This window comes from Roseivirga sp. (genome assembly GCF_049099775.1).
Lineage (GTDB): Bacteria > Bacteroidota > Bacteroidia > Cytophagales > Cyclobacteriaceae > Roseivirga.
Window position 1 is genome coordinate 370640 of sequence record NZ_JAGDZM010000007.1, and the last position, 18321, is coordinate 388960.

The 18321-nt window shown below is 39.4% G+C and carries 19 protein-coding genes; 6 read left to right on the forward strand and 13 right to left on the reverse strand.

What is annotated here, in order from left to right; all coding sequences use genetic code 11:
• Window positions 1-3 precede the first annotated feature (3 nt).
• From JXQ92_RS12735 to JXQ92_RS12755, 5 genes are all read right to left on the reverse strand, one after another.
• The gene (locus tag JXQ92_RS12735) at window positions 4-546 is read right to left on the reverse strand and encodes a CopD family protein (RefSeq protein WP_421987002.1); all 543 of its coding nucleotides are present in this window, start codon (window positions 544-546) and stop codon (window positions 4-6) included.
• A 152-nt stretch (window positions 547-698) separates the two neighbouring features.
• On the reverse strand, window positions 699-1526 hold the full coding sequence (locus JXQ92_RS12740) for an MOSC domain-containing protein (RefSeq protein ID WP_421987003.1): 828 nt from the start codon (window positions 1524-1526) through the stop codon (window positions 699-701).
• Window positions 1527-1594: 68 nt separating this feature from the next.
• Window positions 1595-2428 carry a hypothetical protein gene (locus JXQ92_RS12745; protein WP_421987004.1) on the reverse strand — a complete coding sequence of 278 codons (834 nt, stop codon included), beginning with the start codon at window positions 2426-2428 and terminating at the stop codon, window positions 1595-1597.
• A gap of 4 nt (window positions 2429-2432) precedes the next feature.
• Window positions 2433-3044 (reverse strand): TIGR04282 family arsenosugar biosynthesis glycosyltransferase, encoded by a 612-nt coding sequence (locus JXQ92_RS12750; protein WP_421987005.1) that lies wholly within the window; start codon window positions 3042-3044, stop codon window positions 2433-2435.
• Window positions 3045-3046: 2 nt separating this feature from the next.
• Window positions 3047-3529, reverse strand: a complete 483-nt coding sequence (locus JXQ92_RS12755; RefSeq protein ID WP_421987006.1) for a rhodanese-like domain-containing protein — start codon at window positions 3527-3529, stop codon at window positions 3047-3049.
• A gap of 116 nt (window positions 3530-3645) precedes the next feature.
• Between JXQ92_RS12755 and meaB the strand changes: the two genes are divergently transcribed.
• Window positions 3646-4638 carry a methylmalonyl Co-A mutase-associated GTPase MeaB gene (meaB, locus tag JXQ92_RS12760; protein ID WP_421987007.1) on the forward strand — a complete coding sequence of 331 codons (993 nt, stop codon included), beginning with the start codon at window positions 3646-3648 and terminating at the stop codon, window positions 4636-4638.
• 111 nt (window positions 4639-4749) lie between these two features.
• Here meaB and JXQ92_RS12765 read toward each other — a convergent pair whose 3' ends face one another.
• Window positions 4750-5493, reverse strand: coding sequence for a head GIN domain-containing protein (locus tag JXQ92_RS12765; protein ID WP_421987008.1), 744 nt, complete (start codon window positions 5491-5493; stop codon window positions 4750-4752).
• Between the two features lie 172 nt (window positions 5494-5665).
• Between JXQ92_RS12765 and JXQ92_RS12770 the strand changes: the two genes are divergently transcribed.
• Window positions 5666-7003, forward strand: coding sequence for an NAD(P)/FAD-dependent oxidoreductase (locus tag JXQ92_RS12770; protein ID WP_421987009.1), 1338 nt, complete (start codon window positions 5666-5668; stop codon window positions 7001-7003).
• Window positions 7004-7016: 13 nt separating this feature from the next.
• Window positions 7017-8441: a 4Fe-4S binding protein gene (locus tag JXQ92_RS12775; RefSeq protein WP_421987010.1), complete on the forward strand. Its 1425-nt coding sequence runs from the start codon at window positions 7017-7019 to the stop codon at window positions 8439-8441.
• Window positions 8442-8516: 75 nt separating this feature from the next.
• Here JXQ92_RS12775 and JXQ92_RS12780 read toward each other — a convergent pair whose 3' ends face one another.
• The 6 genes from JXQ92_RS12780 to JXQ92_RS12805 form a co-directional block, all read right to left on the reverse strand.
• A complete protein-coding gene (locus JXQ92_RS12780; protein ID WP_421987011.1) occupies window positions 8517-9011 on the reverse strand; it encodes a DinB family protein in 495 nt (164 codons plus the stop codon).
• A 43-nt stretch (window positions 9012-9054) separates the two neighbouring features.
• A complete protein-coding gene (locus JXQ92_RS12785) occupies window positions 9055-9528 on the reverse strand; it encodes a hypothetical protein (RefSeq protein ID WP_421987012.1) in 474 nt (157 codons plus the stop codon).
• A 128-nt stretch (window positions 9529-9656) separates the two neighbouring features.
• Window positions 9657-11219: a DUF547 domain-containing protein gene (locus JXQ92_RS12790; RefSeq protein WP_421987013.1), complete on the reverse strand. Its 1563-nt coding sequence runs from the start codon at window positions 11217-11219 to the stop codon at window positions 9657-9659.
• 36 nt (window positions 11220-11255) lie between these two features.
• A complete protein-coding gene (locus tag JXQ92_RS12795; RefSeq protein WP_421987014.1) occupies window positions 11256-11759 on the reverse strand; it encodes a lipocalin family protein in 504 nt (167 codons plus the stop codon).
• Between the two features lie 201 nt (window positions 11760-11960).
• A complete protein-coding gene (locus JXQ92_RS12800) occupies window positions 11961-12446 on the reverse strand; it encodes a hypothetical protein (protein ID WP_421987015.1) in 486 nt (161 codons plus the stop codon).
• A gap of 234 nt (window positions 12447-12680) precedes the next feature.
• Window positions 12681-13394 carry a pirin family protein gene (locus JXQ92_RS12805; protein ID WP_421987016.1) on the reverse strand — a complete coding sequence of 238 codons (714 nt, stop codon included), beginning with the start codon at window positions 13392-13394 and terminating at the stop codon, window positions 12681-12683.
• Between the two features lie 245 nt (window positions 13395-13639).
• Between JXQ92_RS12805 and JXQ92_RS12810 the strand changes: the two genes are divergently transcribed.
• The 3 genes from JXQ92_RS12810 to JXQ92_RS12820 are packed head-to-tail and all read left to right on the forward strand — an operon-like array spanning window position 13640 to window position 17146.
• On the forward strand, window positions 13640-14341 hold the full coding sequence (locus tag JXQ92_RS12810) for a glycosyltransferase family 2 protein (RefSeq protein ID WP_421987017.1): 702 nt from the start codon (window positions 13640-13642) through the stop codon (window positions 14339-14341).
• A complete protein-coding gene (locus tag JXQ92_RS12815) occupies window positions 14341-15831 on the forward strand; it encodes a cellulose synthase family protein (protein WP_421987018.1) in 1491 nt (496 codons plus the stop codon). Before JXQ92_RS12810 ends, JXQ92_RS12815 begins: the two co-directional genes overlap by 1 nt.
• Window positions 15821-17146, forward strand: a complete 1326-nt coding sequence (locus JXQ92_RS12820) for a hypothetical protein (protein ID WP_421987019.1) — start codon at window positions 15821-15823, stop codon at window positions 17144-17146. Before JXQ92_RS12815 ends, JXQ92_RS12820 begins: the two co-directional genes overlap by 11 nt.
• Here the strand turns inward: JXQ92_RS12820 and JXQ92_RS12825 are convergent.
• The gene (locus JXQ92_RS12825) at window positions 17139-18266 is read right to left on the reverse strand and encodes a hypothetical protein (protein WP_421987020.1); all 1128 of its coding nucleotides are present in this window, start codon (window positions 18264-18266) and stop codon (window positions 17139-17141) included. The genes JXQ92_RS12820 and JXQ92_RS12825 overlap by 8 nt on opposite strands.
• Window positions 18267-18321: the final 55 nt, after the last annotated feature.

Below are 18321 nucleotides of genomic sequence, written 5' to 3' on the forward strand. Positions count from 1 at the left end.
TCCTTATCCCTCTTTTTTACTTCTAATTCGTTTGTACATTTTGATCCCAATCATTAATGCAATGGCTACTAAGAAAAAGCCGAGCGTTCCTTTGATCCAATCAAGTTCATTTTTTAACACTATTATAAACACGACTGATATCATGATTAACGTAGAAATTTCATTCCAAATTCTAAGCTGATTAGAGGAATAGCGCATCACGTCGTTTTGAAGTTGTTTAAATAGTTTATGACATAAAAAGTGATAGATGTATAGAATCACTACAAACGTGAGTTTTATGTGCATAAAAGGCAGTTCCAACATGGCTGGATACTGGTAAATCATGGTGCTCCCGAGAATCAAGGTAATGATTGCCGATGGCCAAGCGATAATAAACCATAATCGGCTGGTCATTAGTTTCAGTTGATCACCCAGAATAGTTCTGTCTGGCTCAGGTTTGTCCAATGCTTCCCTTTGATAAACGAAGAGTCTCACGATGTAGAAGAGCCCTGCAAACCAGGTGACAATGAATATTATATGAAGTGATTTGATATAAAGATCTGCCATAATTTCCTGATGCAAAGATATGCAGTAATTGCCTAAATAGTCTGTCTATTTTAGTTAATAAGATGTTAATGCACTTAGTTCGACTTAGACTATAAAAGTTAATCCTAAACCTTTGTCTTGGTATAGGAAACTTTCGAAAAATAGGATTTGAATTATATTGCAGGCGCTTTAGTAGCTTGAATTGTAATTTCTTGACCCACTTCAATAACTCCTTCTTTAGCTGGGATAAAATTCTCTCCAAATAGAATTTTGTACCCGACTTTTCTATAGCTGGCTAGGCTCTTCAGTGGTTCTTTCCCTTTCAATCCAGTTTCAATGTTAATAGTCGTCATAACACAGCGCGCACATGGTTTTACACCATAAAGTTTCACTTCACCGATCTCTATTTCGCGCAAGGAATCTTCTTGATGTGCTGTGGCACCAGAAACTATAATATTGGCTCTGAACCTATTCATTGGAATATGCTCTTCCGTTTTTTCATTGAGAAGTGCCAAAGAAGCCTCACTGATCATTAATATCGGATAGCCATCTGCATAGCTCACTTCATCGGACGGACTTAACGCATACCGTTGATCGGCAGGTCTAACACCTTTTTTATGCATAAAAAGTAGCCTAACCTGCTTTCCTAAAAAATCGCTAAACCATTCGTCTGCTTCTTCCGATACTGGCTTTCCCGTACATTGATCATCCCAAACAGAAACCTCTATTGGGTCAGAATCCGGCTCAGTCAAACTAAAACTTAGTGATTCTTTTTTCCCATGCTTATGGCTTATGGTAATGGAATGAGAATTGATAGCTGGCTGTAAGAAGTTCATTTCAGGAAATTCTCGCTGATTCACGAAAACACCCTCCATATCTACTAATACCCACCTACGATCATATTGTAGACCTCGTTTTTCAACCTGAGCTTTTTTGAGCTGAATTCCTGCTAAGGATTTGATAGGATAAATCCATAGGTCACTGATTTTGAGCGTTGACATAAGTGTAAGGTTTACTCATCGAAATTAATCACTCTAAAGAAAGGAATTTATAATATTACTGATTTAATCTATCTCCAATATTGGTATCTACTCACTGATGTCAAGTTAAGGTTGTACCCGTACCAAGTGTTTTGGGAAAGTAATAAGTTCGGATAGACTTTTTGAAAAGTATAATTATTCACTTTTTTATCGTCTAAGGCTACTTGAACATGCCAAACACTATCGCGATCGCTTACTTGAAATTTAGCATCATATATCGATGGCTTACGTGTTTTTGTATTGATCTGTGAGTCAACCACTTTTTTCTCAAAGGTTAGACCATCTTCAAATTTGAGCGACCGTAGGAGATAGCTCAGTTGATCTGCCCAAAGAAGATTAGTGCCAGCTAAAGCCATTCTTCCATCGCCATAACCATCGAAATAGCTATTGTAATCATACTCATACCCTGAAGGAGTCAATTCAAATTGCTTGAAGGTATTTCCACACCATTCTTGACCTGTGTGAGTCATTTTATGTAGTTGTTCGGGATTTTCACGTTTAAAAAATAGACTTGTCAGGAAATGATAAGGGTAATTTTCTGTTTCGAACCTCGCAAACATATTAACTTTCATTACACTGAATAAATCATCGCGCTGATAGTCGTTGGTCTTTACATTAAAGCCTTTGTTAAACTCTTCTTTTACAGTAATTAAGACATTGTCGAACGCTCTTACTTTACCATAAACCACCATTTCTGCATCATAATGAGCGACTTCGGCTTGCCCATCTTCCCAGATTTTATCCATAGCCCAATTATGGTTGAAAACTTCGCTATTAGGATAGTTTATTTCCTCTGTTTTAGTTTCCTGATTTTGACATGAAACGAAAAGTGCAAAAAGCAGAATGGGAATAATGTTTCTCATAGTCTTAAGTAATTGAAGTCAGAATGTGATTTGCCCACGGGCCCAAATCGGACTCAGTATCTATGTCGTTCAGGGTTGGGAGTATTTGGTAAGTCATTCCTAGCGACTTGAAATCTTCGATGGTATCGGAGCCAACGGTTTCAGTACTCCAATTCTTGTTTTCGAAAAGTAGACTATTCATCTCTGATATGCCCAACAGGTAATAGCCACCATCTTCAGCAGGACCTAAAACGGCTTGATTGTTTTGTAGTTCTTGGAATGCCGATCTCAATTGGTCTTGTGTAAGGTCATAGCAGTCGCTACCAATAATGCAAACGCGCTCATAACCATCGGTGAAAGCTTGCTGAAATACTGCGGATATTTTTTCTCCGAGATTCCCTTCGATTTGTAGGCCTTTGTAGAACAGATTGTTTTGCCACAAGTCACTTTCATCAATAAAATCGGAGTAATAGACGATTCTGTCTACATCTAAATTGATGGTTTCTTGTTTTGTTTTTTCTAAGAGTAACTCATAAATGGCCAATGCTTTCTCTTTACCCACAGTAGCCGCAAGGCGTGTTTTGGCTTTGCCTAATTTGGGGTTCTTTACGAAAATAATGAGGAGCTCTTTTGACATGGCTAATAAATGGCCTTACCCTTTTTTAGAAACGTACCGAAGAAGCGATTATAAACATGGACTTCTTCAGTATTTGAATTTTCAGCATTTACCATCGGTAAACTTGCATTAGACCAACCGATAAGCCCGTTTTTTAGTTCGTAAACTTCATTAAAGCCTTGCTTCTGCAACTGCTTGGCCAGCTTGTTACTTCTTAAAGAAACGGTACAATAGAGGAGTATAGGTTCGTTTTTATCTAAGTCTCCTAAAAGATCTTTTTCGTACCGAACGGCACCGTTTAAATGACTTACGGTGTATTCATATTCGTCGCGCACATCCAAAATAGTCATAGACTTTTCCCTCAACAGGTCTAATGCCTCTTCTGCTTTAATTCTTTTCACCTTTTCCATGTTAAATACAGTATAGACCCCTCGATGATATGCCAGAAATGAAAAAAGCACCATAATAATGGTAAGACTTAATAAGATGTACTTTTTCCGCTTCATGTTTCGAATGGTCAAATTTACTACTTCTTTCAAAGCGAATTGTTCGAGTTATGTACAATTCGAGTTTCAGGATGTGTAACTGACATTTGATTTATGCTTACCTTGGGCTAGAGAAGATGAAGCGAAGTAAACTTAGCACGGAGGCATATATTAAAGGGGTATTGAGTGGAGACAGAATTGTGCTCAGTCGTGCCATAACTTTATGCGAGAGTCATAAGCCAGAAGATGTAAGTCAGGCGGAGGAAGTGCTAACGGCAATTATGCCGCATACCGGCAATGCTATAAGAATAGGAATTACGGGTGTGCCAGGTGTTGGTAAGAGTACTTTTATTGAAGCTTTCGGAGAATTAGTTACGCAAAAGAATAAGACGCTAGCCGTGCTTACTATAGACCCGAGTAGTCAGAAAACGCGCGGTAGTATTTTGGGTGATAAAACTCGGATGGAGGAGCTTTCTAGAAATCCGAACGCTTTCATTAGGCCTTCTGCTTCAGGTTCAGCACTGGGAGGGGTAAGCAGTAAAACGCGATCGGTGATGCTTTTATGTGAAGCAGCAGGTTTTGACGTTATTTTTATTGAAACCGTAGGTGTTGGTCAGTCTGAAACGCTAGTCCACGGTATGGTCGATTTTTTCCTATTACTCATGTTAGCCGGTGCAGGTGATGAGCTTCAAGGCATTAAAAAGGGGATTATGGAAATGGCCGATGCCGTTGTCATCAACAAAGCTGATGGTGATAATAAATCGGCAGCAAAACGGGCTAAAGTCGACTATCAGAATGCCTTACACTTATTTCCTAAGGATGAATCCGGTTGGTCTCCGAAAGTAAACTTGTGTTCGGCCTTAGAAAAAACTGGTTTAGAAGAAGTTTGGGGTATGATTTTGAAACAGCAAGATCATGTTAAACAGTCGGGTTTCTTCCAAATGAACCGCCAAAGACAACAAATCAATTGGTTAAAGGAAAATGTCAGCGAATTATTAGAGACGGCATTCTATCAAAACAATGAAATTCAATCCGTTTTGGAAGGCATTGTACAAAAGGTGGAAAAGGGTGAACTGCCTGCGATGAACGCGGCGAATTTACTGATGAGGAAATTCTTAGATAAAAAGTAATAAGGCCCTTTTGGCCTTAATCATAACCGCTCTAAAAATAATGTTCCCTTGCTCTTCCGAGTATTACTTCTTCTGAACAAGGGATATAATCGGTCATGATTATATGCTTATCTATCTACTTCTTCTTTTTACGCTAGACGCTCCTGAAGTATCCATTTTTAATGTAGGATCACCTTTATAGTAAATACTTGAGGCACCCGATGCTCTAACGTCTAAATTGTCGCTTACAGAAAGACTAGCATTACTAGCACCATTTACACGAAGAACCGCTGTTTCACTTTTTAAGTCAAATGCTCTATAGATGGAAGAGCCAGACATTCTAACATTTTGGTCTCTCGCAGTTCCTTCCATGTTGACTACACACGCACCTGAAGCTTCTAAGTTTAAGTCATTAGTCTCTATTTCCAATTTGGCAACAGAAGCTCCCGATAACTCAACTTGCAATCGATCACTTTTAATGATATCTAAGGTGCGTATACTAGCGGCACCGCTTACATTGATCTTATCTAAAGTTTTAACCGTAATAAATGCTTTAGCAGAACTTTTCATTCTCCTTTGCCTCCTACTCCAGTTACCGTTATCTAGTTTTATTATTAACGTACCATTTCTTACTTCAGTGACAAGGTACTCTCTAAACTCTTCTTCTATTTCAACCTCAAGAGACTCTTCATTTCCAACGCTTATTTCAACTACAAATGCATTGCTAACACTTAGAGCATGAAAGTCAGAAACACTTATTTTCTCTCTACTTTGGGCAAATGAAAGGCTTGCTATCATCAAGAAAGCTATGGCCATCATTGCAGGTCGTAAAGCGTTTATTTTCATTTTGTTCATCGTATTATCGATTATTTGCATTAAAGATAATATTGCCTAGCGAAGGTTGCATGCTCTTAGCAAAATCTTTTCCCCGTTGTGAGACTTTAGTCCACCGAATATTTTAAATTATCAACCACTATTTTTTATTCAGGTCTCTGGTACGACATAACCCCGGAACCAAAGGGTATATTTTTATAATTATAAGCCTGCTATGCAACACATTGTTATTATAGGAAATGGTATTTCCGGAATTACTACCGCACGTCATATCAGAAAGAAGAGTGATCACCGTATTACAGTAATTTCTGCAGAGACTGACCATTTTTACTCTCGAACAGCCCTAATGTACATTTACATGGGCCATATGAAATATGAACACACCAAGCCCTATGAAGATTGGTTTTGGGAGAAGAATAGGATTGAACTCAAAAGAGCCTATGTACAAAACGTAGATACTGGAAATAAAACACTCTCTTTTGCCCATGGTGAGACCATGGTTTATGACAAGCTCGTGCTCGCTACTGGTTCTAAGTCAAATAAATTTGGCTGGCCGGGTCAAGACTTAAAGGCGGTACAAGGTTTATACAATTACCAAGACCTAGAAAATATGGAAACCTACACCAAGGATATTTCTAGGGCCGTAATTGTAGGTGGAGGCTTGATCGGTATAGAAATGGCTGAAATGCTTTTGAGTAGAAATATTCCAGTAACGTTTTTAGTGCGTGAAGGAAGCTTCTGGAATAATGTGTTGCCAGAAGGTGAATCTCAGATGATAAACCGTCACATTAAAGAGCATCATGTCGACTTAAGGCTAAGTACAAATCTTAAGGAAATTCTTTCCGATGAAATTGGAAGAGCAAGGGCTATCGTCACGGATTCAGGTGAAGAAATACCATGTCAATTTGTAGGCTTAACGGCAGGTGTTTCACCTAACATTGGTTTTCTAGAAGGTTCTGGGATCGAAACCAACCGTGGAATTATGGTTGATCCATATTTGGAAACCAATGTTAAAGATGTTTTTGCAGCTGGTGATTGCGCAGAGTTTCGCGAAACGAATGGTGAAAGAAGAAACTTAGAACAAGTTTGGTATACAGGTAGAATGATGGGCGAAGTACTCGCTGAAACCATCTGCAATAAACCCACTAAATATAACCCAGGGCACTGGTTTAATTCAGCCAAGTTCTTCGATATAGAATACCAGACTTATGGTTGGGTATGGGCTAAGCCGAAAGAGAATGAAAACGACTTTTACTGGGAGCATGAAGGCGGGAAAATCTGCCTTAGACTGCGCTGGGATAAGGAAACGGATAAACTATTGGGTGTAAATAACTTTGGCTTCCGCTTAAGACATCACGCTTTTGATAAATGGTTTAAAGAAGAACGAACCGTTCAGTACGTTTTAGCGCATTTGAAAGATGCCAACTTCGATCCTGAGTTTTACAAGCACCATGAAGAGGCGATCGTCAATCAGTTTAATACTGAAAATGGAACCAATATCAGCTTGAAGAAGAAGAGCTGGAAAAGAATTTTACAATTAGTCTCAAATTAGAATTACAAGAAATATGTCATCAGTAGATCCAAGTTTATCTATCGCTAACCCCGACTTGAAGGATGCAGATGCTATCCAAAAAGGTGGTTTGGCACTTGCTGGTTTGGGAGTTTTAGTACTCTTTTTATCTTGGGGAGGTGTCGCAATTCCCCCTTCAATCGGTCTTCCAATTGCCTTACTAGGCATTTTGGTCGGAACAGTTATTTACTCCGCAAGGCTTTACTTAAAACAACCAGAAGGCATTAAGAATAATGGCGTTTGGTTTAAGAGCCTTACAAGTAGAGGTGTTTTAGGTTGGGTAGCCGGTATTGTCCTTACAGGTTTTTACGTATTGCTTTATTGGTTTCCAGAATATATCGGTTTTAAAGCTTCAGGGAATGAAGGTTTTGTAGCCTTATTCGATCCGCTAAGTATGTTTTTTAAAGGAAAACCTGCCAGTCAATGGTTTCTTTACGGAACACTTTATACCCTGTGTATTACTGCACTGGGCGTTAAGTTTCTCTTTAAATACCGTCACAATAGATATCAGTTTGTAAGAACTTTAGTAGTCATCGCCAGTCAATTGTTTTTGGCTTATTTAATTCCAGAGATATTGGCAGGATTAAACTACAATGATGTCACTTCAGCAAGCGGCGAATACTTAGGTTACTTCAATACAGATTTGAAGAACACTTGGCCGTTGGACTATGACTTCTTTTATGATTGGCAACTGGATGCCTTTCAAGAAGCTTCTTATCAGCCAGTCGGCACACTTTACCTTATTGTAGGCATTGCCATGTTTTTAGTAGTTACTCCTGTCATTACCTACTATGTAGGCAAGAGGTGGTACTGCTCATGGGTATGTGGTTGTGGAGGATTAGCTGAAACTGCTGGTGATCCATTCAGACATTTATCGTCGAAAAAACTAAGTGCTTGGCGACTCGAAAGATGGTTAATTCACGCAGTGATGGTATTCGTTTTCGTGATGACAGCTGCCACTATTTATGGATACTTCTGGAATACCGGCGAAGTATTTGGCTTGAACATTTACAAGAACTTTCAACAGCCTTATGGCTTTTTAATTGGTGCGACTTTCTCAGGCGTTATTGGAGTGGGTTTCTATCCAATGTTAGGTAACCGTGTATGGTGTCGTTTTGGCTGCCCGATGGCTGGTTATATGGGCATTATTCAACGCTTCAAATCAAGATTTAGAATCACTACCAATGGTGGTCAATGTATTTCATGTGGAAACTGCTCTACCTATTGCGAGCAAGGAATCGATGTTAGATCATATGCACAAAAAGGACAGAATATTGTAAGAGCAAGTTGTGTGGGATGTGGCGTCTGTTCTGCAGTATGTCCACGAGGTGTTTTGAACTTAGAAAATGGTCCAGAGCAAGGAAGAACTGATTTGCCACCAATAATTATCGGTAATGAAAGTGTGAAATTAGGCGCATAACACAAGAATCTTAAACCATAAAAAGGGTCATTCTCTGCAAGAGGATGGCCCTTTTAGTTATGCTCTTATCGATGTTTATGCTTCGTCTTCCATGCTCAACGCGCTTCTTACTTGCCCTAAGTGATGTTTTACGTGAAGCACATAGTCTTCCATAAAATAGGCAAGTGTCGTTGGCTGATCTTCTGGAACAGTATTAAATGCAATCTGATGTAAGTTGTGATTTGAACGCTTTAAGTCTCTGACATCGTCTGGCGTTTGCTCAATGATGTACGCCATGTGCATGTTTAGCTGACGCCATAGAATAATGATGTCATCCCAGTCCATGGCTTGATAGTTCTGTGCGATTACCCAAGCATCCTGATCATAGCCTTGGCCTATAAGGTCATCAGTGTCTTGCGCCCTTACAAACCTTCCGTGATTATTCATTGCGGAGTCGATGAGGTGCCCCATAATTTCCTTAGCCGACCATTTGCCATGGCCCGGTCGCTTTTCAGCGTCTTGCTTATCAGTAGTCATAAACTGCTCAAAAGCAGCCAAAGTAATTTCTCTCAGGTTGTAGTCCATATTCATACCGTAAAGTTACGGCAGTTCGATACAATTATCTCTCTAATTGCTAAGACTCTTTCCAAACATTGACAAACTTGAGATATGCATCGTTAGTAAGTTTCATTACACGATCGAAAATGCTCTTAAAATCGTCTTGATCTTCGAGTAGAATCTCAGAAGATGTCCATATTACATTCTTCAACCAATAGACTTTAGCCACCTTAGAGTCTCTAGTAACATCATGACAAATCTTTATAGCCTTGATTCTCTGTGACTCAGTATCTAGCTCCAAGTTGGCGAGTTTGGCTATTCGAAAGAATTTTTTGTCATTCATGTCAATAGTAATATAAAAGGTACGATCCTCATAGGTGAACTTGATATCTCCATCTGTATCGACTTCAGGGGAATACCCTTTCTCAGTTAAAAAACTGACGTACTTCTCTTGAATAATTTTCTTTCCAAGTTTTTGCTCAATATCAAATTGGGCATGTACTATCGTGGCAGAACCTAAAAAGAGTAGTATAAATAATAACCTGATCATCTGATCTCATGTTTTAGTTCGTCAAAAATATCATTATAAACCAAAAAAATGCCACTCCCTTTCGGAAGTGGCACCCCAATCAACTATGAATCTATTTCTAAGCTAAATTCTATTTTTCATCCATTGAACTATTTCAACCATCTAAAGCCGAGGTTAAAGGTTTGTCCACCACCATCATTTCTTGATGCAAAAAAGTTGGAGTAAGACGCTTCCAGTTCTAGTTTACTATTCAGTTGATACTTGAATCCTATGCCTGCTTGCTGAAACCACTGCGATAATCCAAACTGATCATCGAAACCATTGTCGAGGCGTTCGAAGCGAGGTGAATATTGGTATAGCGCAAATATTGATGCCTTTCCACTCGGTAAGAAATAAGACAGGATACCCGTTAAAGGAGTTCTGAAGAAATCTACCTGATCTTCTCTGCGAGAAAATCTGTATAATAAATCAGCCTCCAAGAAAAGTCTCCAATTTGTATTGATCTCCATGTCGTAAAAAACCTGAGTAAACGACGTGTAGCGATCATGATTCACAAATACGCCATTCCGATCTTCAAGATTACTTGCTCCAGGAAACCAGAAAGCTGTTCTTACCGATAAACTTGGTAATTTCTTAAATGGTGAGAATCGAACTGCAGGTCCAAAGGCAGCCAGTGCTACCTCGTTTCGGTCGCCCGATTGAAATACTGGAGATATGAAACTTCCATCCGAAAAAGAACTCACAATTACGTCGAACCCTAAGTTCAATCGAGCAGATTTAGTAGCACCGTAGTTAAACGTATACTGCACATTAAAAAAGCTTTGACGATCTTCTAGCGCTACGCTATTGCCTTCTCTGTTTCTTACACTGTTCTGAGTGTAAATATTATAGAATGATCTGAGCTCTACTTGTCCTTTTTTCAAGAGTACAGAGGGCGTAAACACTTGAAGGTTTGAAGTAGGCTCGTTATCTTTTTTTGACGCTGAAACGTTTGAAGTTTGAGCGTTTACAGTCCAGTTGTATGTGTAATAAGATGTCTTATAAGACGATGGTATCTTATTTGTTCTAAACTGATTGATGTAAGCCACAATGTTGTCAGCCTTATCTTTAAAATCGCCTGGGTACCATTTGAAGATTTCAGAAAGACCTACTGTCTTCTTGTCATTGTCTACTTGAATAAACTCATTGTTCGACAAAGCCATTTTAGTTCGCTCTAAGATCTGAGCCTCTAGGTTTTCAGGTCGGTAAGCAAAAGTGGCAATAGGTGGGCAGCTAATTGCGGCACAAACCAAAACAAAGTGCAATTTTTCATCACCCGTAACCTTCAAAAGATTCTCTTTTTCAAGTTCATTTAGGGTAATCTTTTTGCCGGCAATCTCATGCTTTTTACCATCGAAGAAACCACCGATTTCTAAAGGAGACTTTGTTGGGTATTCTTTAACTATTCCCTTGATTACTGAAATATTGTAAGCATTGATAAAGAACGCCTTTCTTTCAACTGGAGTAAGACTCATTACTTCGAAACCACTTATCTGGGATACTAGTCCGTCTAATTCAGTGCTATTGGCCTTTATTCCGGCGTAGTCTACTTGTCCGTCGGCTACATTGGCTTTGAAAAAGGCATCGGCCTTATCTAAGAAGCCATCTAAGTTTTGTGCGTTGGCAAATGCTCCGAAAAGTAAGCCAACGAATATTATAATTGATTTTTTCATTTTTCTAATGTTGATAATGTCCTGATTGTGATGTGTTTATTCGGCAAACTCGTAGATACCTCTGATGTCTAAGAATTGACCAAAAATGTCGACTTGTCCGAGAAGCTCAATGCGGTTATCTGATAGCCCTGAAACAGTTGCTATTGCTTGAATTGAAGTTCCCTCGTCGAAAACCAATTGTAGGTTGTCGAAGTCTATGTTCCAAACGCCAGTTTTTATGCGCTGATCGTCAGCTCCACCGCAAAGTGTTTCGCCGCCGTCGTAACGGTAAGTGCCATCATTGAAGAAGACAAGTTTGTCATCTCTTCTGCATTGTTGAATGCCTAAACCTTCTAAAGAAAAAGTGACGGCACGCCATTCGCGATTATCGTCATTGGTAAGGGCAGTCATCAGCGCAGCTTCAGTTTGCGGTATACCAATTGGTGACTCAACCTCTGGTTCAGCTGGCGGATTTTCTAGGTCTACTAAACTGCATCCACCCAGTAAAGATAGGGTGGTGATTAGGCTGATTATTTTTAGTGTTGATCTTAATGTTTTCATAGTTCTTGTTTTATGATCCTTCTAAAGGATTCAGGACATAAAGATCAAGATTGGAATAAAAGTTCGCGCCAAAACAAAAAAATGTGCCTAATAATCAAAGTGTTAGGGTTTAGCGACGTCTGCGTGACACTTCTGTGATATTTGGCATGAAACCGTGAGTTTAGTGATCAAATGAAGATGAATTGAAACCAACCAATCTCATTAATTCGTCATACCATAAACCCCTCGGATATCCATCATTTCACCAAAGATATCTACTTGGCCTGTTAGCCATATTCGATTTTCAACGTTTGCCTCTAGAGTTGCAATTGATTCTGAGGAAGTGTCCTTATCGAAGATGATTTGGAACTGATCAAAGTTTACTTCCCAGATACCGCTCTTGATCCGAGTATCGTCAGCATCTCCACAAAGTGACGAGCCACCATCATATCGATAGGTCCCGTCGGCATAAAAAGTAAAAGTATCATCCAGTCGGCAACCTTGAATTCCATTAAGTCCTTCAAGACTGAATGTGATGGTTTCCCATTTTTGTTCATTGTTGCTTGTCAAAGCGGCAACGAACGCTTCTTCAGTTTCGGGTAGACCCCTTTGCGCCCCAAAGTCTGTCGGTGTATCTAACTCTACCAATTCGCAAGAGAAGAGGAACATCAGGCATAATGCCAGAAAGGTAAATTTTAAGTGTTTCATCGTGTGGTGTTTTTAGTTTATCGGTCAAAAAGAGACGAATGATGCTTAACCATACAGAACATCTCCATTTAAAAGTCACATAGAAAACGATGAGCGGACAAGAAAGAAACGGTGCAGGTTATTTAGACTAATGCTGGGCGTAGAAGAAATCGTAATTGCAATCAGTGAAATAAAAGAAAACCATTCTCGGAATACGAGAATGGTTTAGGTATTCATTTTCAATAAACTATTGCGCTAACTAAGTTCCATTGGTACTTCTATGGCCAATACTTCGGCATAAGAACTAGCTTTAAGCGCAACTTTTGAAGCTTCGCTAATGGCTACAGCATCTCGCGTGTCCAATTTTTCATTGGCGATGCTGATATCTCCATTTAGAACGAAGAAGTAAACTCCGTTGCCCGGTTTTTTAACATCGTAAGACAATTCTGTACCAGCATCTAAATTAGCCAAACTGAAAAACGCATCTTGGTTGATCCAAACAGCTCCTGCATCTTCAGGAGAAACTACCGTCTGAAATTTATTCATTCGGTCTTCAGGGCTAAAAGTTTTCTGTTCGTAACGTGGTTCAATATCTCTTTCTTTAGGGAAGACCCATATTTGAAGAAACTGAACTTCGTCTTCTTGACTATGATTGTATTCAGAGTGTCGCAAGCCAGAACCGGCAGACATGATTTGTACATCGCCCGATTTAATTACCTTTTCTGTGCCTGTACTATCCTTATGAGCCAAGTCGCCATATAATGGTATGGATACAATCTCCATATTATCATGCGGGTGTGTTCCAAATCCTTTGCCTGCGGCTACTTGATCATCATTCAAAACTCGAAGTGCACCAAAATGGACGCGCTCAGGGTTATGATAGCCAGCAAAACTAAAAGTGTGCCTACTCCTTAACCAACCGTGGTCGGCAAATCCGCGAGATTCTGCTTTGTGTACTATCGTTTTCATAATTTTTCCTTTCTTAAAAGTGTTATATTGTATGTACATACATATAATTAATATAACACCCGAATAGTTCCCAAGTTAGGCCTAAAACGTCTTGAGACCAATTAAATGAACGTAGAGGTTAATAATGCCTTTGGCGAAAAGCGTGTCGCCCAGATTACATTTAAAATTCAATGGTAATTTGAATGGAACTAATCATTAGACACCGAGCTTATTAGTGCCTGTTTATTTTTAATTTTGCCCGCAGTTTGAGCAAGCATCATATTCCAAATATTAAGGTAGTTATACCAGCTTTCAACGAGGAGAAGTCTATTGCTCATGTGATCAATGATATACCGAAAGATTGGGTGAAAGAAGTGGTTGTCGTTGATAATCGATCGACGGATAAAACGGCTGAAGTTGCTAGGGCGGCAGGTGCTACAGTATTATCAGAACCGAAAGCGGGTTATGGTAATGCATGCCTAAAAGGTATAGACTACCTAACTGCGCCAAATTATCGACCAGAAATTCTAGTTTTTATCGATGGCGACTATTCTGATTTTCCAGAGCAGTTGCCAGAATTGGTAAAGCCTATAATTAATCAAGAGATGGATATGGTGATTGGTTCACGAGCGCTTGGCGATAGAGAAGGTGGGTCAATGACGTTTCCTCAGGTATTCGGCAATTGGCTTGCCACAAGTTTGCTTAAACTTTTTTATGGTGTAAAGTATACTGATCTAGGACCATTTAGGGCCATTAAATTTGATCAGTTGTTAGCGCTCAAAATGCAGGATAAGACTTATGGCTGGACTGTGGAGATGCAAGTGAAAGCTGCAAGACAAAAATTCAAAACCACTGAAGTACCTGTAAACTATAAGCGGAGAATAGGTGTTAGCAAAGTGTCTGGAACAGTAAAGGGCACTGTATTAGCAGGGTATAAAATTCTGTATACTATCTTTAAGTATCTATAATGTATTGGCTTGAACTAACAATTATCATTCTCTATACAGCGGCATTGTCGTTCATATTTATATACAGCTTGTCCCAGCTGAATTTGGTGCTTATTTATAGAAAAGCACAACGGAAAAACACAATCGCTAAGCCCGCTAAGATTACCGAAGATTATAAGTACCCAGTAGTAACAGTTCAATTACCTGTTTATAATGAATTGTATGTAGTTGAGCGATTGATTGATTCAGTAGCTAAACTTAAATGGCCGAAGGATAAATTAGAAATTCAGGTTTTAGACGACTCTAATGACGAAACGGTTGATTTGATCGCCGAAACGGTTGAAAAATGGAGAAAGGAAGGCATAGATATTAAGCAGGTAAGAAGGCCTGAAAGAAAAGGATTTAAAGCAGGTGCTTTACAATATGGAATGAAAGTGGCAAAAGGCGAGTTTATTGCCATTTTTGATGCTGATTTTGTACCAGACCCTGATTTCTTAGAACACAGTGTACCACACTTCGATCAAGATGGTAAAATTGGTGTTGTACAAACGCGTTGGGGCCATATCAACGAAAAATATTCTATGCTTACAAAGCTTCAAGCTTTTGGTTTGAATACTCATTTCTTTGTAGAACAGAACGGCCGATCGCAAGGTGGACACTTCCTTAATTTTAATGGTACCGGTGGTATTTGGCGGAAAGCATGTATCGAAGATGCAGGTGGATGGAAGGCAGATACGCTTACAGAAGACCTTGATTTAAGCTATAGAGCTCAGTTAAAAGGCTGGCAAATATTCTACAATCCTGATACCGTGGCCCCGGCAGAACTACCTGCAGCCATGAGTGCGATAAAATCGCAGCAGTATCGTTGGACAAAAGGTGCAGCAGAAACAAGCATCAAGCTATTGCCTAAAGTACTAAAGGCACCTTTGTCATTAGGTACTAAGTTTCACGCTACATTTCACTTATTAAATTCCGCAGTGTTTATATGCATTGTGCTCACGGCGTTTCTAAGCATACCCATTCTCTTCATAAGAAACTTATCTGAGGGTTGGCAAACCATTATGGATATCTCTATGATGTTTCTTTTGGGCTATGTCTTCCTAGTGATATTCTATTGGAATGGTTTCCGGGAAAAGAGAGAGGGCTTTTGGAAAACCGTAAAAGACTTTGTGCCGCAAATGTTTATGTTACTCTCCGTTTTTCTAGGCCTCAGTTTGCATAATGCTGTCGCGGTATTTGAAGGTTTAATAGGCAAAAAGACACCTTTTGTAAGAACACCAAAATTCAACATTACTGGAAAGAAAGGTTCTTGGAAGGGAAATATCTACTTCAAAAAGAAGATTAATCCACTCACAATTTTGGAAGGATTCCTCGGGCTTTATTTTCTTGGAGGCTTAGGGTTGGCGTTTTATTTTAATGATTTTGCCCTACTTCCTTTTCACTTACTGCTTAGTTTAGGATTTTTGCTAGTGTTCTATTACACTTTGCAACATACGCGGCATGCTTCGTAAATCTTCTCCTTGGGTAAATCTCGCTTACGTTCTTTCTGGCGGAATTACTTTATACATAGGCTACTTTGTTTCTAGAGAAGAAACTTGGCTATTGCTCACGCTTTATTCAATCCTGTTTGCAGCAGTATTGACTATCGTAAGAAACACCGAGCAACAAGACGTTGACTTAGCCTACTATTGGGGAATCCTTTTGCGGGTTATTCTAATCGCCTCAATCCCGAAACTCTCTGATGACTTTTATCGATTTATTTGGGATGGCAGGCTTCTTTTTAATTTTGAAGATCCATATAAATACCTGCCAGCACACCATTTAGACAGTGGACTTACAGGAATAACGCAGGCTTTATACGATCAACTGAACTCTCAAGAATACTTATCAGTTTATCCGCCCTTAAATCAGGTTATTTTCTTTCTATCTGTTCTCTTTTCTCCCGGATCGATCGTTTGGTCCGTGGTTATTCTCAGAGTCATTGTTCTTGTATTTGAATTAGGGTCGATTTCGTTAATTCGTAAACTATTGAGGCACTATAAGCTTCCACAGGCTTACGGTTTGCTTTATGTCTTGAACCCTTTGGTGATTTTTGAATTGACAGGTAATCTTCATTTTGAAGGCATTGTTATTTACTTTTTGCTGCTAGCCCTTTGGAATTATGAGCAGAAGAAACTGAACCGATCGGCAGTTTTTTTTGGCCTTTCGGTGGCGACGAAATTTCTGCCTTTAATCTTTCTTCCACTCCTTTTGCGGAAAATAGGCTTTAAGAAAACGGTTATCTATGGACTAATTGTAGCGGCTACATTAGCGATTACTTTCTTGCCGCTGATCAATACAGCGCATATTTGGGCTATTAAAGACAGCATGTCCCTTTACTTTCAAAAGTTCGAGTTTAATGGAAGTATCTATTATTTAGCGAGATGGTACGGGTTTGAAACTGACGGTTACAATATTATTGCAAAATCAGGAAAATGGATGATGTACGCTACGCTAGGTAGTATCATGCTCTATTCTTTATTCAGCAAACCTAAAGAATGGCCAAGGCAAATGGTTTGGGTTTGGACGCTTTATCTGCTGTTTGCGACAACAGTCCATCCTTGGTATGTAATTCCGTTAGTGGCTGTTGGTGTTTTCTCTAAAGTGAGGTTTCCATGGCTATGGTCCTATCTTATTTTTATGACTTATGCTAACTATGCTGGCGGGGAGTATATGGATAGGATTGAAGTAGTCATTGTTGAATACAGCTTAGTGGCAATCATTGCTTTTTGGGAAGTGTTCGGAGGTTCTTCGGAAAAATTATTCTTTGGCCGAAAGCTTAGTTAAGCTCTAAGCGATAGGTGATGTGTTTTTTAGAAGGTACCGCACCTAATCCTTTATGAATAGCGATCATTTTATCGTTAAAATCACCTACCCAGCTCAACTCAACCTCGTTTAGAGGTGTTTCATTGAAGCAATATTCGAAAGACTTATACGTCACTACTGATTCCAATCCAATGCCTTGGAATTTAGGGTGAGTACCCATTACCACCACGCGCACCCTGTTGATCAACTTTTTTCTTTTTAATAGAACGAACCTGATTTTATTGATGAGGTTGAGCTTTCCTTTAAAGCGCTTGAAAATCTGATTTACATCGGGTAAAGACAATACGAAACTTGCTGGCTCACCATTAACGTAAGCAAACTGTACCAAATTTGGGTCTAATACGGGTTTCATTTGTCTGAAAGTCTCTAAAACGTACTCCTTTTTAATAGGAGTAAAGTTTTCGAATTCCGCCCAAGCAGCATTGTAGATATAAAGAAAATCTTCCGCATACTTATCTATGCGTTTTGGGTCGAAGCGTTCCGTGCTAATGCTCGGCTTACGCTCCATGATGTAATTGGCGATTTTGACGAAACGTGGGCTCAATCCTTCCTTTAGGTAGAACTTATTGGTCATCTGTTCCATCTTCACCTTGAAGCCATAGCGCTCAAAGAATTTCTGATAGTAAGGCATATTGTAAGCCATACCATAAGATGGAGATGTAAAACCTTCCACAAGAAGTCCCCAATACTGATCGTTTTCTCCAAAGTTTATGGGGCCGTCAATGGTGGTAACTTTTCTTTCTTTGAGCCAAGAAACAGCCGTGTCAAAAAGCAGCTTTGCAGCCTTATCGTCTTCAATACACTCGAAAAAGCCTAAGCCACCAATACGCTTATTATCGTAGTTGGCTTTTTTCTCATTAATAAAAGCCGCAATTCTACCGATTAATTGACCATTGTTGTCTTTTAAGATCCAGCGGATCGCTTCCCCGTGATTGAAATATGTGTTGGTGGCTGGGTTAAATACGGCCCTTATGTCGTTGTCTAAGGGGCAAACCCATTCACTATCATTGATATAAACTTCGCGCGCAACGTCTAAAAATTCGTTGGCTCCTTTATTATCAATGACTTCAATGATTTGCATGTTCAAGCTATGGTGCTAATGGTTTAGCAAAGAAATCTGATTATTTCGAATCCAT

Coding starts and splice junctions, on each gene's coding strand:
- JXQ92_RS12735 (WP_421987002.1), bottom strand. CDS start 546: ATGGCAGATCTTTATATCAAATCACTTCATATAATATTCATTGTCACC.
- JXQ92_RS12740 (WP_421987003.1), bottom strand. CDS start 1,526: ATGTCAACGCTCAAAATCAGTGACCTATGGATTTATCCTATCAAATCC.
- JXQ92_RS12745 (WP_421987004.1), bottom strand. CDS start 2,428: ATGAGAAACATTATTCCCATTCTGCTTTTTGCACTTTTCGTTTCATGT.
- JXQ92_RS12750 (WP_421987005.1), bottom strand. CDS start 3,044: ATGTCAAAAGAGCTCCTCATTATTTTCGTAAAGAACCCCAAATTAGGC.
- JXQ92_RS12755 (WP_421987006.1), bottom strand. CDS start 3,529: ATGAAGCGGAAAAAGTACATCTTATTAAGTCTTACCATTATTATGGTG.
- meaB (WP_421987007.1), top strand. CDS start 3,646: ATGAAGCGAAGTAAACTTAGCACGGAGGCATATATTAAAGGGGTATTG.
- JXQ92_RS12765 (WP_421987008.1), bottom strand. CDS start 5,493: ATGCAAATAATCGATAATACGATGAACAAAATGAAAATAAACGCTTTA.
- JXQ92_RS12770 (WP_421987009.1), top strand. CDS start 5,666: ATGCAACACATTGTTATTATAGGAAATGGTATTTCCGGAATTACTACC.
- JXQ92_RS12775 (WP_421987010.1), top strand. CDS start 7,017: ATGTCATCAGTAGATCCAAGTTTATCTATCGCTAACCCCGACTTGAAG.
- JXQ92_RS12780 (WP_421987011.1), bottom strand. CDS start 9,011: ATGAATATGGACTACAACCTGAGAGAAATTACTTTGGCTGCTTTTGAG.
- JXQ92_RS12785 (WP_421987012.1), bottom strand. CDS start 9,528: ATGATCAGGTTATTATTTATACTACTCTTTTTAGGTTCTGCCACGATA.
- JXQ92_RS12790 (WP_421987013.1), bottom strand. CDS start 11,219: ATGAAAAAATCAATTATAATATTCGTTGGCTTACTTTTCGGAGCATTT.
- JXQ92_RS12795 (WP_421987014.1), bottom strand. CDS start 11,759: ATGAAAACATTAAGATCAACACTAAAAATAATCAGCCTAATCACCACC.
- JXQ92_RS12800 (WP_421987015.1), bottom strand. CDS start 12,446: ATGAAACACTTAAAATTTACCTTTCTGGCATTATGCCTGATGTTCCTC.
- JXQ92_RS12805 (WP_421987016.1), bottom strand. CDS start 13,394: ATGAAAACGATAGTACACAAAGCAGAATCTCGCGGATTTGCCGACCAC.
- JXQ92_RS12815 (WP_421987018.1), top strand. CDS start 14,341: ATGTATTGGCTTGAACTAACAATTATCATTCTCTATACAGCGGCATTG.
- JXQ92_RS12820 (WP_421987019.1), top strand. CDS start 15,821: ATGCTTCGTAAATCTTCTCCTTGGGTAAATCTCGCTTACGTTCTTTCT.
- JXQ92_RS12825 (WP_421987020.1), bottom strand. CDS start 18,266: ATGCAAATCATTGAAGTCATTGATAATAAAGGAGCCAACGAATTTTTA.